At 68.5% G+C, this 15,083-nt stretch carries 13 protein-coding genes and 2 tRNA genes; 6 read left to right on the top strand and 9 right to left on the bottom strand.

Annotated features, from left to right (window positions below; translation table 11 throughout):
* Positions 1-3: 3 nt before the first annotated feature.
* The 3 genes from MEBOL_RS27775 to MEBOL_RS27785 all read right to left on the bottom strand — a co-directional run bounded on the left by MEBOL_RS27775 (position 4) and on the right by MEBOL_RS27785 (position 2,644).
* Positions 4-1,857, bottom strand: a complete 1,854-nt coding sequence (locus MEBOL_RS27775) for an Hsp70 family protein (RefSeq protein WP_095980281.1) — start codon at positions 1,855-1,857, stop codon at positions 4-6.
* A gap of 20 nt (positions 1,858-1,877) precedes the next feature.
* Positions 1,878-2,474: a DUF2760 domain-containing protein gene (locus tag MEBOL_RS27780; protein ID WP_095980282.1), complete on the bottom strand. Its 597-nt coding sequence runs from the start codon at positions 2,472-2,474 to the stop codon at positions 1,878-1,880.
* Between the two features lie 94 nt (positions 2,475-2,568).
* Positions 2,569-2,644 (bottom strand) — tRNA-Ala (locus MEBOL_RS27785).
* 178 nt (positions 2,645-2,822) lie between these two features.
* Between MEBOL_RS27785 and MEBOL_RS27790 the strand changes: the two genes are divergently transcribed.
* The 3 genes from MEBOL_RS27790 to MEBOL_RS27800 all read left to right on the top strand — a co-directional run bounded on the left by MEBOL_RS27790 (position 2,823) and on the right by MEBOL_RS27800 (position 7,118).
* On the top strand, positions 2,823-5,159 hold the full coding sequence (locus MEBOL_RS27790) for a tetratricopeptide repeat protein (RefSeq protein ID WP_095980283.1): 2,337 nt from the start codon (positions 2,823-2,825) through the stop codon (positions 5,157-5,159).
* A gap of 191 nt (positions 5,160-5,350) precedes the next feature.
* A complete protein-coding gene (gene cyoE, locus MEBOL_RS27795) occupies positions 5,351-6,238 on the top strand; it encodes a heme o synthase (protein WP_095980284.1) in 888 nt (295 codons plus the stop codon).
* Positions 6,239-6,284: 46 nt separating this feature from the next.
* Entirely contained in the window at positions 6,285-7,118 is an 834-nt protein-coding gene (locus MEBOL_RS27800) for a carboxypeptidase regulatory-like domain-containing protein (RefSeq protein WP_095980285.1), read from the top strand.
* Between the two features lie 10 nt (positions 7,119-7,128).
* Here the strand turns inward: MEBOL_RS27800 and MEBOL_RS27805 are convergent, their stop codons facing one another.
* The 4 genes from MEBOL_RS27805 to MEBOL_RS27815 are packed head-to-tail and all read right to left on the bottom strand — an operon-like array spanning position 7,129 to position 9,862.
* Positions 7,129-8,412 carry a HAMP domain-containing sensor histidine kinase gene (locus tag MEBOL_RS27805; protein ID WP_095980286.1) on the bottom strand — a complete coding sequence of 428 codons (1,284 nt, stop codon included), beginning with the start codon at positions 8,410-8,412 and terminating at the stop codon, positions 7,129-7,131.
* Positions 8,413-8,471: 59 nt separating this feature from the next.
* Entirely contained in the window at positions 8,472-9,152 is a 681-nt protein-coding gene (locus MEBOL_RS27810) for a response regulator transcription factor (protein WP_095980287.1), read from the bottom strand.
* 15 nt (positions 9,153-9,167) lie between these two features.
* Entirely contained in the window at positions 9,168-9,338 is a 171-nt protein-coding gene (locus MEBOL_RS41405; protein ID WP_157775538.1) for a hypothetical protein, read from the bottom strand.
* A 35-nt stretch (positions 9,339-9,373) separates the two neighbouring features.
* On the bottom strand, positions 9,374-9,862 hold the full coding sequence (locus MEBOL_RS27815; RefSeq protein WP_095980288.1) for a Spy/CpxP family protein refolding chaperone: 489 nt from the start codon (positions 9,860-9,862) through the stop codon (positions 9,374-9,376).
* Between the two features lie 229 nt (positions 9,863-10,091).
* Here MEBOL_RS27815 and MEBOL_RS27820 point away from each other — a divergent pair, with 229 nt between their 5' ends.
* Together MEBOL_RS27820 and MEBOL_RS27825 are read left to right on the top strand one after the other, a co-directional pair.
* Entirely contained in the window at positions 10,092-10,295 is a 204-nt protein-coding gene (locus MEBOL_RS27820) for a cold-shock protein (RefSeq protein ID WP_095980289.1), read from the top strand.
* A gap of 147 nt (positions 10,296-10,442) precedes the next feature.
* Positions 10,443-10,805: a cupin domain-containing protein gene (locus tag MEBOL_RS27825; protein ID WP_095980290.1), complete on the top strand. Its 363-nt coding sequence runs from the start codon at positions 10,443-10,445 to the stop codon at positions 10,803-10,805.
* 1,224 nt (positions 10,806-12,029) lie between these two features.
* Here the strand turns inward: MEBOL_RS27825 and MEBOL_RS27830 are convergent.
* A complete protein-coding gene (locus MEBOL_RS27830) occupies positions 12,030-12,851 on the bottom strand; it encodes a TolB-like translocation protein (protein ID WP_157775541.1) in 822 nt (273 codons plus the stop codon).
* A 1,166-nt stretch (positions 12,852-14,017) separates the two neighbouring features.
* Here MEBOL_RS27830 and MEBOL_RS27835 point away from each other — a divergent pair.
* On the top strand, positions 14,018-14,650 hold the full coding sequence (locus tag MEBOL_RS27835; protein WP_095980292.1) for a jacalin family lectin: 633 nt from the start codon (positions 14,018-14,020) through the stop codon (positions 14,648-14,650).
* Between the two features lie 303 nt (positions 14,651-14,953).
* Here the strand turns inward: MEBOL_RS27835 and MEBOL_RS27840 are convergent.
* A tRNA-Ile gene (locus MEBOL_RS27840) sits at positions 14,954-15,026 on the bottom strand.
* Positions 15,027-15,083 lie beyond the last annotated feature (57 nt).

The raw sequence follows: 15,083 nt of genomic DNA on the forward strand, positions 1-15,083 counted from the left end.
CTTCTACTCCTTCATGCGGACGTTGAGCTCCAGCTTCCAGCGGCCGGGGCCGTTCTTCTCCAGGCAGCGCAGCTCGAGCGTGCCCACCTCGGTGACGGCGGCCTGGAGGTTGACCGGGGTGAGGTCTCCGAAGGGGGCGGGGGTGCCCGGGAGCGTCGTCTCCAGGGGAGCCAGCTCCTCGAACTCGGGGTTGCCCTCCACGTCGTCCACGAAGGTGCCCACCTTGTCGTCGCGCCGCACGGACGAGGCGAAGAAGCGGAAGCGCGTGGGCTCGCCGGTGACGAGGCCGAACTCCTGCGGCGGCACGTCCGCCTGGGTGCCTTCCTCCATGCCGAAGGGGGCCACGCACAGTCCCTTCACGGGCGGCTCCATGCCGGGCACGGCGGGCATGGCCGTCTCCACGCCCACGAAGTAGGCGCGCGCGGTGCCGCCGCGGATGCGCAGGCCGTGGCCCTGGCGGACCCAACCGTAATAGGCGGCGCCGCGCGCCACGGCCAGGTCCAGGTCCGCGCCCTCGAGCTCCCGGGCGGGCTGGCCTCCGTCGGCGGCGAGCCAGGCGTTGAGCACGTCCATGACGCGGGCCTTGAGGGGCCCGGCCTTGAAGACGCCTCCATTGAAGAGCACGGCGGTGGGGTGGATGAAGGCCTTGCCGCCCACGTCCACGGGCGAGTCCGGTGAATTGGCCAGGGCCTGGGCCTGCCGGGTGAGGAAGGCGGCGAGGTGGCGCGTCACGGCGGCGTCCTGCGCGTAGGGCAGGGCCATCTGCGCGAGACCGGTGCGCCGGGCCACGCGTGGCATCTCGGTGAGGGGGGAGGCGGGGAAGAAGCCCTCGGTGAGGACGCGGTCGAGCTCCTCCCGGGTCAGCTCCGTGCGGATGGTACCGCCCAGCAGCGAGGAGCCCCGGCTGGCGATGGCCAGGGGCGCGTGCGTGAAGGACGCGTTCCCGTAGAGGGTTTCCTTGGCCATGCGGCAGCCGTGGGTGAGGGCGTTGAACTGCCACGCATCCAGCTTCTTGCCCTCGGCGTTGAGGCGCTGCTGGAGCGTGTGCGCGAGCGCCAGGTCCATGTTGTCGCCGCCCAGGAGGATGTGGTCTCCCACCGCCACGCGCGTGAGTTCCACCTCGCCCGCGCGGTCGCGCACGGTGATGAGCGAGAAGTCCGTGGTGCCGCCGCCCACGTCCACCACGAGGATGACCTCGCCCACCTTCATGTTCTTGCGGAAGGACTCGCCCTGGGCCTCGAGCCACGCGTAGAGCGCCGCCTGGGGCTCCTCCAGGAGCAACAGGTTCTCCAGGCCCGCGGCCTTGGCGGCCTCCAGCGTCAAGTCCCGCGCGGCGGCGTCGAACGAGGCCGGCACGGTGATGATGACGTCCTGGGAGGCCATGGCGTTGCCGGCTTCCTCGCGGGCCCGGGCGAAGGTGTGGTCCCACGCCTCGCGCAGGTGGCGCAGGTAGCGGGTGGAGGCCTCCACGGGGGAGATGCGCTGCACCTCCTCGGGGGCCTGCCAGGGCAGCAGCGCGGCGCGGCGATCCACGCCGGGGTGGCTCAACCAGCTCTTGGCCGAGGACACGAGCCGCGTGGGCACCTTGGCGCCATGCGAGCGGGCGAACTCTCCGGAAATCTGGGAGGCGTTCGGGTTCCACGGCAGCGCGAGGCTGCCCGCGGGGAACTCCTGGGCGCTCGGCAGATAGAGGAAGGAGGGCAAGAGCGGGCGCGCCTCCACCGTCCCCGGCGCGGTGAGCTGGGGGATGGGCAGCATGGACTGCGCGGGACCCCGGGGTTTGCCCTCCTCGAGGTTGAGGTAGGAGACCGCGGAGTGCGTGGTGCCGAGATCGATTCCAATCGCGTAGCGGGCCATGGAAGCTCCGTGAGGGGGTGTCAGGACAGCTCGACTTCGGCGGGCGCGAGCACCCGGGGATCCATCGCCGGGCTGGTGGACGGCAACGTCACGGCCGTGGTCACCCAGCCGTGGTGCTTGAGGGCACCGTTATAAGGAGGCTGGCCGGCCACGTTGCCGGTGAGGCGGATGCGCTGGGCGTCGAACCCCGCGGGCACCTGCACCCGGTCTCCCTCGCTCTGGGGGAGCACCGGTTCCAGGGTGAGGTATTGACGCACCAGCTTGCGGCACCCCTCGTGGACGATGCGCGCGGCGGCCCCCACGTCCTCATCCGGGAAGGCGGCCACATCCTCCTGGAGGAAGTCGATGAGGCGGCCCTCGCGCTGCAACATGGCGAGCAACTGGAGCGCCGAGGCATGCTCGCGCTCCGGAGGCACGGCGACGACGGGCGGCGGGGCGGGGGGGGCCGCGGGTGTCGGCTCGGCGACAGGCGCGCCGGTGGGCAGTCGGCCCGCCACGTCCGCCTGGCGCACGGGCAGGACGGCCTGGGCGAACGAGCGATCGAGCCAGATCCGCCAGAAGCACACCAGGGCGAGCCACAGACGGGCGAAGAACGAGAGCGAGGGCTGGTCGGTCATCGGCCCCGGATAACAGACCCGGGGCGCTTTTCAATTCACGGATGGCGCAAATGAAAAGGGCCCCACCGTTTCCAGTGGAGCCCCAATCACTTCATGGTGGAGGTGGACGGGATCGAACCGACGACCTTCGCATTGCGAACGCGACGCTCTCCCAACTGAGCTACACCCCCATGACACTTCCGTCTCCCGACACCGTTGGGCGGCTGCGGTTTCCCGCCGTCGAGAAGACGAACGGGCAATTACAGGACCCCATTCCGGGTGTCAAGCCGGGAATGTTCAGGCCCTCCTGGGCGATTGACGCGCGGCAACTCGGGGTGTCATAAGACCCCCTCCAAGGCACCTCCTTTAATGTCCAACTCCCCCTCGAAGACGTTGAGCCCGGCCGAGCTCGCGAAGCTGGAGCATGCCTTCGCGTCCGACCCTTCTTCTGAAGCCTATAAACCCCTCGCCGAGGCGTACCTGGCCTCGGGGCGATTCATGGAGGCGATGGTCGTCTGCAAGAAAGGGGTGAAGGCTCACCCCAATCGAGCCGACCCTCGTCTCCTGCTTGCCCGCGTCTACCAAGACCAGGGCAAGGACAAGAAGGCCCTGGAGGAGGTGCTCGGCGCCCTCCAGGCCCATCCGTCCGACCGCGCCTCGCTGCGCATGGCCGGCGCCCTGCAGCTCAAGACGGGCGAGGCCGACGCGGGCCGCGCCAATCTGCTCAAGGCGTACGAAGCGGATCCCGCCGACCCCGACACGCTCGCCTTGATGCAGCAGTACAAGGTGCAGCCGCCGGCGGCCGCCGCGCCCGCTCCGGCTCCCGTGGCCGCCGCGCCCGCTCCGGCTCCCGTGGCCGCCGCGCCGGTTGCTCCCACGCCGACGCCCGCCCCGGCGGCCGCCGCTCCGGCCGCTCCCGCGCCGAGCGTGGAGGCCGAGGCCCCCGCGGCCCGCGCCAAGCCCGCCGCCGACGAGCCGGCCGCGCGCGCTCCGGCCCGTCGTGCCGCCGTGGTCGTCGACGAGGACGATGACGTCGACGACGACGACGACGACGCCCCGCGCAAGCCGCGCAAGAAGGGCGCGGACAAGAACAAGTTCATCACCCTGGGCTTGCTCGTCGCGGTGCCCATCATCCTGGGCGGCTACTTCGTCCAGGGCCGCATGGCCGCGACGCGCAACCGCGAAATCAAGCGGCAGCTCGACATCGCGACCCAGGAGCTCAAGCACGACTCGTACGCTTCCTATCAGGAGGCCTGCAAGGCGGCGGACGCGGCGCTCAACGCGGATCCCGACTCCACCGCGGCGCATGGCTACCTGGCCTACGCCTACGCCATCCGCTGGGGCGAGCACGGCGGCGGCGACGATGCGCGCAAGAAGGCCGAGGATCACCTGGCGGCCGCCCAGAAGAGCGGGGAGATCAGCTCCCACCTCTACGCCGCCGAGGCGCTCGTCAAGACGTACGGAGGCAAGGGCAAGGACGCGCTCGTGGATCTCGAGAAGCGCGTGCAGGACTTCGACAAGGAGGGCAAGCGCAGCTCACTGCTCTACCTGACGCTCGGCCTCATCCAGATGAACGCGGGTGACATGGATCGCGCCAAGGACAACCTGGAGAAGGCCCAGGGCCTGTCGCCGGATGATCCGCGCATCTACGCCGCGCTCGGCGCCGTGTACCGTCGGCTCGGCCAGGACGGCACCGCGTGGAAGAACTACGACTTCGCCCTGCGCTACGAGAAGGATCACCCCGAGTCCCTGCTCGGCAAGTCCCTGCTGATGCTCGAGCAGGACGAGGCCAACTTCGGCCTGGCCGCGGTGATGCTCAAGAAGCTCCTGGAGGTGTCGCCTCCTCCGTCTCCGCGCCAGCTCGCGGCGGCCAACGTCGCGCGCGCGTTGCTCATCTCGCGCGTGTCCACGGCCATGGAGAAGATGAAGCCGGACGAGCAGGCCAAGCTGGCGGAGGCCACCGGCGTGCCCACCGACAAGGAGAAGGCGCGCCAGGAGCTGACCAAGGCCGAGGACACCGGCTTCACGCTGGACCGCAACAGCCCCGAGCTCTTCCTCATCAAGGGCCGCCGGCTCATCTCGGAGAACCAGTACGATCAGGCCGCCACGGAGATCCGCAAGGCCGTGAAGATGGACGGCACGCGCGCCCAGTTCTACGTGGAGCTGGCCAAGGCCCTCATGGGCAAGCCCGGCGGCGAGAAGGAAGCCTCCGAGGCGCTCGACACCGCCATCAAGACCATGGGCAACAGCCCCAAGCTGCTCACCATGCTGGGCAACGCCTACCGCCGCCAGGGCAAGCTGGATGACGCGCTGGCCAAGTACCAGCTGTCGGTGAAGGACGCGAACGCGAAGAACCCCGAGGCCCGTCTGGCCATCGGCGCCATCTACCGCGAGCGGGGCTCGTGGGACCTGGCCCAGGAGTCGCTGGAGAAGGCGAGCACCGAGTACATCGGTCAGCCGGACAAGGCCGCCACGGCCCTGCTGGAGCTGGCGCGCGTCTTCGAGGGCAAGGGCGACAGCGCCAAGGCCGACGAGACGTACCAGAAGGCGCTCAACGCGGACGAGAACTACGCCCCGGCGTACTACTTCTACGCGGCGTTCCTCTCGAAGGACAAGAAGCAGGCCACCAAGGCGAAGGCGCTGGCGCAGGAGTACGTCAAGCGCGAGCCCAAGGGCGAGTTCGTGGCGCGCGCCCAGGCGTTGTGAGCCGGGCTGCCCCGAGCGACAAGCGAAGATGATGGCGGCGGGCGCGGGGATGGCATGAATCCCGCGCCCGTTTGCTTGAAGTCACTTCGTCCCCTGTGTAAGGGGAGGGGGCCTTTGACCCCGGGCGGAGTTTTCCCTCCGCCCCCAACCCGCGTCAGTCTCGAGCCTGCCGCGAATTGGGGAGTTCCCGCGTGAGCGCGCAAGCCGCCGTGAGTGTGCCGAGCCTGAGTTCGGATCTTCTGTCCCTCACCAAGCCCCGGCTGTCGGGCCTCGTGCTCGCCACCACCGCGGGTGGAATGTGGCTGGCACCCGGAGAGCTGACGGTGTCGCGCATCCTGGTGACCCTGCTGGCCACCTCCGGTCTGGTGGGCTCGGCCAACGCGCTCAACTGCTACTGGGAGCGCCACAGCGACCGCTTCATGGCGCGCACCCAGAACCGTCCGCTGCCCTCGGGCCGCATGGACCCGCTCGTGGCGCTCTTCTTCGGCCTGGGGCTGGCCGCCGTGAGCCTGCCGGCGCTCGCGCTGGGCGCCAACGTGCTCACGGCCGTGCTCGGCCTGGTGGCCCTGCTCAGCTACGTGCTCGCGTACACGCCGCTCAAGGCGCGCACCTCCGCGGCCATGCTGGTGGGCGCCATCCCCGGCGCGCTGCCCCCGCTCATGGGCTGGACGGCCGTCACCGGGCAGATCGACGCGGGCGGCTACGTCCTCTTCTCCATCCTCTTCCTGTGGCAGATCCCCCACTTCATCGCCATCGCCCTGTTCCGCAAGGACGAGTACGCGGCGGCCGGCCTCAAGTCCGTGCCCATCGAGCGCGGGGACGACTCCAGCCGCCTGCAGATCGTCCTCTACCTGGTGGCGCTGGTGCCCATGAGCCTGCTGCCCTTCCAACTGCGCATCGCGGGGGGGTGGTACCTGGGCGTGGCCGTGGTGCTGGGGCTGTCCTTCCTGGCGCTCGGGGCCCGGGGGCTCTTCCAGAGCCTGGGACGGGCCTGGGCTCGCCAGACGTTCCTGTTCAGCCTGCTGTACCTGACCGGCCTCTTCGCCGCGATGATGCTCGACAGCGGTGGGCATGTTTGATTCCGCCTCGTCGGAAGGCAGGCGCGTGACACCCGGGAGAGTTCACATGATGTGGCGTACGTTGGGGATTTCGGTGCTGGGGACGGTGGGGCTCGTGGCCCTGTCCGCCTGCAAGCAGGAGTCCTCGTCCTCCGACCGCACGCCCGTGACGTCGGCTCCCTCGAGCACCTCGAACACGACGGCTCCCGCCCCCGCCGCGGTCGAGCCCGACGCCCCGCCGCTCACGGGCGGAGGCACCGTCCAGGGCTCGGTCACCTTCAAGGGTACGCCGCCTCCGGCCGCCGCCATCACTCCGAGCCAGGATCCCGCCTGCCAGTCCATGCCGTCGACGGACCAGTCCCTCCAGGTGGTGGGAGGCAAGCTGGGCAACGTCCTCGTGCGCGTGCGCGGGTTGATGCCCAACTCGCGCCGCACCCAGCCCATCGTCATCGATCAGCAGGGCTGCACCTACTCGCCCCGCGTGCAGGGCGCCGTGTTGGGTCAGCCCGTGCTCATCAAGAACAGCGATGGGACGCTGCACAACGCGCGGGCCCTGTCCGGCACCAAGTCCATCTTCAACGTGGCCCAGCCGCCCAACGGCAAGCCCGTGCAGCGCTCCCTGCCCTCGGACGTCGAGGTGCTGCGCCTCAAGTGTGACATCCACCCGTGGATGGTCTCCTGGGTGTTGGTGAACCCCAATCCCTTCTTCGCCACCTCCGACGCCAAGGGCGCCTTCTCCATCGAGCACCTGCCCGCGGGCACCTACTCGCTCGAGGCCTGGCACGAGACGTTGGGCACCAAGACGGCCGAGGTGACCGTGAAGGAGGGGCAGTCGAGCCCCGTGTCCTTCGAGTTCTCCGCCGAGGACGCCAAGGGCACCGCCTCGGGCGCGGTGAAGTAGGGCGCGGGCCTCACCCGGGCGAGGGGTCGCTCGGGCCCAGGGTGAAGCCCACCCGGGCACCGCCCTCGGCGCGATTCTCCGCGAAGGTGTCTCCGCCATGGGCCTGGGCGATTCTCCGCACCAGGGCGAGCCCCAGTCCCAGCGAGCCCGCCTCGCGGGACTCCCGGCCCGGACGCCCCCGGTAGAAGGGCTCGAAGAGGCGGGCCTCCTCGCCCGGAGGCAGCCCCGGGCCGCGGTCCTCCACGCAGAAGGCGAGCCGTCCGTCACGCTCCACCAGGCGCAGCGCCTCCACCCCCTGGCCATGCCCGCGCGCGTTGTCCAGCAGGTTGGCCAGGGCGCGCCCGAGCAGCGTGGCGTCCCCCACCAGCCGCGTGTCGGTCGTCTCCACCGCCAGCGTCTCCGGCGGTAGTCCCGTGCGCTCCAGGGCCCGCGACGCCAGCTCCGTGGCGTCCAGCGCGCGCCGGGTGAGCTGGCCGAAGTCCAGCCGTGAGCTCGCCAGCAGCTCGCCCACGAGCGAGTCCAGCTCCACCACCTCGCGCTCCATCTGCTCGGCCATGCGCTCCGGGCCTCCGGCGTCCCGCATCAGCTCCACGAGGACGCGCAGGTGCGCCAGGGGCGTGCGCAGCTCGTGGGACACGGTGGCGAGCAGCTCGCGTTGTTCCCCCATCTGCCGCTCGATGCGCGCGGCCATCTCGTTGAAGGCCGAGGCCAGCACGGCCATCTCCCCCGTGGCGTGACGTCCCAGGTGCACGCGCGTGTCCAGCCGGCCCTCGCCCAGCTCCTTCGCGGCCAGTGCCAGCAGATCCATGGGGTGGGCCAGCCGCCGGGCGAGCCATCCCGAGGCCATCCACAGCGTGGCCATGGCCAGCGCCCATCCGAGCGGCGCGCGCCAGGGTGGCCGGGTGCGTCCGGCGCCGGCGCAGGCGTACGCCGTGCCGAGCCGCTGGCCCTTCCGGAGCACGGGCAGGGTGAACGTCGCGTCCGGTGGCTCACACGGCGCGCCCGTGCGTTCGAGCACGGTGCCCGAGGCATCGTGCAACTCGACGTCCGTGAGCAGATCCGTGGCCACCGCGTGCATGAGCGCGCTGCGTTCCCCGGGAGCGTCCCAGACCTCGGCGAGGCGGTTGGCCGCGAAGACGCGCATGCGCCCGGCGTCCTGGCGCCAGGTGCCGCCCGTCGCATACATGCCCGTGCCCACCACGACGCCGGTGGCGAGCATGGAGATGGTGAACCAGGCGAAGAGCCGTCGGCGCAGGCGGGCCCGGACGAACGAGCTGAAGCCGAAGCGGCGCATGTGCCCAGGGTGCCCATGGGGATGGCCTCCCCGGTGGTGTCCTCCCCGGTGGTGCTGTCTCAAGGCCCCTCCCGGGCGAAGACGTAGCCCAGGCCCCGGACGGTCTTGATGAGGCGTCCGCCCTCCTCGCCCAGCTTCTGCCGCAGGTGGGAGATGTGCACGTCCACGGTGCGCTCGCCCACCACGGTGTCGCCCCGGCCCGCTTCGCCGAGCAGCGCGTCGCGGGGGATGACGCGGCCGGCCCGCCGCACGAGTGCCACCAGCAGATCGAACTCGAGCCCCGTGAGTTCCACGCGCCGGCCGTTCACGCGCGCCTCGCGGGCGGGCACATCGAGCGACACGCCATGGGCTTCCAGCTTCTCGGCCATGGCGGTGGGCTGGACGCGCCGCAGCACGGCGCGCAGGCGCGCGAGCAGTTCCCGGGGACCGAAGGGCTTGGCGAGGTAGTCATCCGCGCCCAGTTCGAGTCCCACCACTCGGTCCGTCTCGTCCCCGCGCGCGGTGAGCATGAGGATGGGGACGACGCTCTTGGCGCGGATGCGGCGGCACACCTCGAGCCCGTCCATGCCCGGCATCATCACGTCCAGGAGCACGGCGTCATAGGCGCTCGCCTCCAGCGCGGCCAGGCCCCGTCCGCCATCGGGTGCATGGGTGACGTGGATGCCGTGCTGCCCGAGGTACTGCGCGAGCAGCTCGTACATCCGGGAGTCATCGTCGATGAGCAGGACGCGGGTGGACATGGACGGGAAGCGACTCTAGCCCGGGCCGGGGGCGGCTGGCGCTCCAGACGGGGAGGGCGAATGGGCGCCGCGGTGGCACTCCCAGCGGTGGCCCTCGTGGTGCGAGCGGGAGAGGTGGGCGAAGCCGGAGGCGTACCCGGCGACGGCGCCCACGGCGAGGATGAAGGAGAGGAGACGGCGGCGCATGGAGGCTGTCCTTTCGGTGTCTGGGGAGATGGGATTCAGCAGGCCCGAGCGCTCCGCCAGCCTCCGCACCGGCCGCCGTGGCCATGACGGCGGTGGCCATGGCTCCAGCCGTGCTCGATCAGATCCGCCAGCTCCCGGCGCTGCTTGGGATCCAACGCTTCGTGGATCTTCGCCGTCGAGCCCCGCAAGGCCTTGCGCAGGTTGTCGATGAGCTCGTCATGCTTCGCGTCCAGCTCGCGCAGGGCGGCCGCGTCGAACGCCTCGCCGCGCAACGAGCGGGCGATGGCGGCGCGCGTGGCGCTCAGCTCGTCGCGCATCTTCTCCACGGCCTCGGTCAGCTCATCCGCGGCCTGGACGAGGACCTTTTCCTGGCCGGGCGAGGTGTCCAGGCGCTCGAAGAGCCAGCGCATCCGGCCGCGCCAGCTCCAGCGGCCCGGACCGCCGTGGCGAGAGTGCCAGCGGCCCCGGCGCAGGTTGTAGAAGAGACCCGCCAGGCAGGCGGTTCCAAAGACGAATCCAAACATGGGACTGCTCCTTCCGTGAGGAGCCAAGCCGTCGAGGGCCGGGCCTCCATCGGTTGTGAACGGAAGGTACGCGGGGGATGTGAAGCGCGCGCCGGGTGGGGGTGAAGAAGTGTGAAGGGCCCTCGCGGAATGAGGAGTGGGACGAGTGCGTTACATCTCCTACGCCACCCTGGGATGAGGTGGTGGTCGTGTGGTTCGTAGACGCAGTCAGTGGAAAGCAGGGAAGTCCATGGCAACAGGTACCGTGAAGTGGTTCAACGACGCGAAGGGGTTCGGCTTCATCGCGCCGGACGGTGGGGGAGACGATGTCTTCTGCCACCACACCGCCATCAACATGGATGGCTTTCGCTCCCTCCAGGAAGGCCAGAAGGTGGAGTTCGAAGTGACGCGTGGCCCCAAGGGCCTGCAGGCGCAGAACGTCCGCGCCGCGTGATTCCATGAATGCCAGCCCCAGGGGCCGGTGTTCCTCGCGCCCGCTCTTCCCTTCGAGGGGGGAGCGGGCGTGGCATTTGCGGGCTTCGCCTCGCCCCTCACGCCCTACCTTGTGCGGAGAAGTCAACCGCCAGCGAAGGGGACGGCAATGGGTGACACGAGTGTGAAGAAGGTCGACTCCCATCACTCGCCCACGGGGCAGATGGGGCAGAAGTACCTGGCCGGGGGCGTGCGGGTGGCCATGCGCCTGTGGGAGAACGAGCAGCCGGGCGAGGCCAAGCCCGCCTCCACTCGCGACTACGAGACGGTGGGCTACGTCATCAAGGGCCGCGCGGAACTCCACCTGGAGGGGCAGGTGCTGGTGCTCAACCCCGGGGATTCCTGGCTCGTGCCCCGAGGCGCCAGCCACACGTACAAGATCCTGGAGACCTTCACGGCGGTGGAGGCCACGAGCCCGCCGGCCTCCGCGCACGGGCGCGACGAGAAGAGTGGCGCGCCGGCCAAGGCATAGCGCGCTCCGCGTGGCACGGTGAAGCACTCTTCGGGCGAGCCCCGCTCCGTCATGGCGCGGGGCTCACGGATTTGGGGACGTGGGCATGGGCGTCCGCGCGACGCGGCAGGAGTACCTGCGGCCACCATCAGGTCCGGGATGGCACAACAGGATCGCCGATGGGGGCGCTCTCTGCCCAAAAGGCCGCGCGGTGGCACTCAGGTAGCACGTGGGTTCGTCAGGCGAGTGCCAGTCGCACTGCTCCGGTGAGAGCACCTCCAGTGGCATCCATGCGGCCTTGCGGCTCTTGGACTCGTCGCACTGCGGTAACGCCTCACCCGGTTCGACACATTGGAAGCGAGGGTACATGTTCGGGGCCGGAGTCGACACGTCCAGGCTCTTGCACCAGCGAAGCTGAACCTTTTGCATGCACGCGGCATCGACGGAGTGGTGCGGCGTCTGAGTCAGCTCGAAGGGCTTACCGTCCCACGATCTGCCCACCATCACGAAACTCGTCGGGGTCGATGCGGGGTCCGAGCGTGTGTAGAACGGTTTGCCAGCTTTCATCGCCGCTGCTGCTTGAGGCTGCCATTCCCACAGGCCCGGTGCTGCTCCAGGGGCGGCAATCAGGCGGCCCCCGATGCTGAAGTGATCACAAGGCTCACACGACACGGACTCGCGTTGGAGTGCCACGGGCACGGGCGGAAGCTTCCCCGTGCGGAGCCAGACGAGTTCGGAGTCTCCCTCGGTCACCAACCGTGTGCGTGAACAGAAATAGACCTCGGCCGGATTTTCACGGTGGGCGTACATGAGGTATTCCCTCCCGGCCTCGAATGCGATGGTGCAGTCGCCTCCTCCCCCGGAGGGCAACTCGAGTCTATCTCCTGGCTTGAGCTGGCCCTTGAAGACCTCCAGGACTTCCGCGGACGCCAGGCCTCCGAATGCGCGTGAGTCCACGGATATGAGACGCGCTCGGTAGATGGCGGTCGCTCCGGAGCGCGCCGTTCTCAGTGCGGTGGGGAGATTCGTGGACTCCTTCGCGCAACTGCAGGCATGGGCAGCCGTTGGCCACGCGAATAAAGCCGCGATCACCACGAGCCATATCCGTCTTGTCATCATGCGGAACATCCTACCGCATCGTCGTCCCCCCTCGCCGAGCCCCCCTGCCCGAGACGCCGTCCCCTTGACCTCGTGAGCCGGCGACACGGGAGGTCGCCGACTGCCTTGGCCGCGTCCCGTGCCGGGCTACTTCGTGAGCTTGAAGACCTTGTAGAACTGAGCCCAGTAGATGCCCGTGTCATCCACGGCGATATCGCTCGTGGAGTAGGTCTCCGTGGTCAGGACCTGATCGCCGCTCCCATCCTTGCAGGTGGCGGTGAGGACTTCGTCCTTGATCCAGTAGAGCCGCTCGCCATCGACGGCCAGGATATTTCCCGGACTGTCCGCATAGGCGATGTTCGTCACGGCGCCGCCGCTCTTGGAGATCTTGTTGAGACCGGTGTAGTAGTCGAGGAAGTAGAGGGTGTCCGCGTCCATGGCGAACTTGTGGAACTTGCCCGCCTGGAGGAAGAGAAGCAGGGTGGGGGCGGCTCCACCATTCTTCGGCGCCTTCCAGAGGTTCCATCCCTTGCCATTCGCTGGCCGGTTCACCCAGTAGAGGCTGTCCCCGTCCACGAGGGCCTGAAGCGGCTTGCTCGGGAGGCCGCTCTGCGCGACCACGGTGGGCGAGCCCCCCGCGCGGGGCACCGTGTAGAAGTGCCCATTGTCGTTGTCGACCCAGTAGAGGTGGGTGGCGTCCCCCGTGAGGAATCTCGGCTTCTGGGTCGAGGGCGAGGTCGGAATGGCCGTGAAGGAGCCGTTGGCGTTCAGGCGGTTCACCCGGCCCGGCAGGGGATTCGCGGCGCCCAGGACATAGATCTCCCCGCCGGCCTCTTCGACGGCCGGGATGGTCGCGAGATTCGTGAGGAAGCGTGAGGCGGAGCCGCCTGACTTGGGGACCCGGCCCACGAAGCCGTTCGCGATATACGGGTAGGCGCCGCCAGCGAAGTACACGTCATTGTCAGTCAATGCGATGGACTCCGTGGGCCAGAAATCCGCGATCAGGACGGGCGAGCAGACTCCGCCCCCGCACAGAGGTGCGCATCCCGCGCGGGTGGGGGCGTTATTGCTTCCCTCCGCCATGCTGGCCGTGGCGAGGAGGACGGCCGAAGTGGCGGAGAAGACGGTCGCGGAGGAGTGAATCGCTCTAAGCAGTTTCTTCATACGCAACACCTCAGTGAAGGCTTGAAATGCAAGACACGTATGGAACCCAGCGAACAGCGCGGGGTGTATGTCACGCTCTTGTTTTCAGGTCAAATGTTGATCGTGTTTTTCCGTGCTGTGTCGTTTTGAGAGAGTGAGAAATGACGCAGTTGCTCAGCTTTGCCAAGCTGATGGCGAGGGTGGATGAGCTGCCGGCGCGCGTCGTGGATTTCGATGCGCGGCTCAACCAATTCTTGAGCAAATCCTCGAGGCCACCTTTTCTCGGACGCGCCCGGTCCCCCGCGCCAGCCCAAGTCAAGACACAGTATCCTTGGGGCCGGATGCATTCCTCGCCGGGGATGGCGCTGAAACGGTGGAAGTGGTTCTGCAACACCCCGGCATCCAGCGCTCGAAGAACTTGTTCAGTTCGCTCGCGGAGGCGGCTCCTGTGAGAGACACGTCATCTCGTTCAAAAACGAAGTCACCGGATGCGAGCCGGAGGGTCTCGTTTTTCGCGCGCGGCCAGTGCACGTTGTTCATGGGGTCACGACTCGAATGTTGGTCGCGAGTGGCATCTCCGCAGTGCGAGGGGGGCCCGCACGAAAGGACTAGCGAGCACACAATGTGCGGGAGAGCCATGTAACCGGGGCAAGCCCAGCTGGCCGCGACCTGGGACGGCCTCGTCCTCTACGATCTCGTGAAGACGCGGAAACTCTGGACAGGCGTCTACCATGGGGACTCGCTGGCATTGCGCGCGGGATTCTCCTCGCTGCCGGGCGTCGCGGGTGAACGCTAGCCAAGGGGCTCGAGGCCGCCGTGCTGTCAGGCGGGGTCATCGCGGGTGCGTCAGGAGCGCTTTCCGATCGGCCCTGTGACGGTGTTCACTCGATACGAGTGAAGCGGATCACGGCTTGCGTGCGGCATTTCGGACAACTTTCTCCGCGCTGGGGCGATGAACGCCACGGCGAAGCGCATGAAATTGGAGAAAGCCCTTGAAGATGAACTCCTGGCCGACTGTGGTGATTGTGGGTCTGTCTATGCTGTCCGCCTGCGGCGGCGAGGACCTGAGCCAGTCGCAAGCGGACATGGCCGAACCGTCGACCGAGAACCTTGCCCAGACGAGCAACGGACTCGTCGTGGACGGGAACGACAATCAGTTCATGGAATACCATGGAGGCAGTGGGGGCAGCTTCAACACCGCTTACTGCGATCCCGGGTACGTGGCGGTGAGCATCAAGGGCCGCGCTGGGCAGCACATCGACAGGATTGTCCTTACCTGCCACAAACTGTTGCCGGATGGCGGCATCGGCTCCGATTGGCACACCACCGCTTGGCAGGGTGGCGCTGGCGGCGCGGACTTCCGGATGGACTGCCCACTGGGACAAGCGATCGTACAAGTCTATGGCGCAAACGGGTGGTACGTGGATCGGCTGGGGATCGCCTGTGCGACCCCCATGGGCTGGCTCAATACTTTCAGTGCGGAATCGTATCCTGCTGCCGTTGGAGGAACCGGAGGCGGTTTTTTCTTCGACAGGTGCAATCAGGGATTCATGCTCACCGGGCTCAATCTGCGAACGGGCGAACTCGTCGATGGTGTGCAAGGCCGCTGCTCCAAGCTCAACTGAGCCGCAGACCGCCGTGTCCAGCGGCTTGCACGTGACGCTCTTCCACTCGCGGGTACCGGATGGTGTCTGAGGTGGATTGATAAAAACGGATCAGGCCCAGGTTTCGCGCCCGGTTGGCTCGATGCACTCGCAGGACGTAGAGCAGCTGCGATTCCAGCCGGTGGAGGAGCCGGTGTCCCAGGTGTTCTCGCTGGCCTCGAGCGCGCGGCGTGGTGCGCCGGTGGTGCGGAACTCGTCCGGGGCGGGTGTCCCGGGCTCGTCACCCAACAAGAGTCCTGAGCCATTCCGCGAGGTTGAGGGGAATGGGCCCTCCTGGATTCGAACCAGGGACCAATCGGTTATGAGCCGACAGCTCTAACCGCTGAGCTAAGGGCCCTCGAGTCCTCGCGGCACGGGGATGACTCTCCGTGTCACTCCGGGAATTAGCGCGCGC

Source organism: Melittangium boletus DSM 14713, from assembly GCF_002305855.1.
GTDB classification, from domain to species: domain Bacteria; phylum Myxococcota; class Myxococcia; order Myxococcales; family Myxococcaceae; genus Cystobacter; species Cystobacter boletus.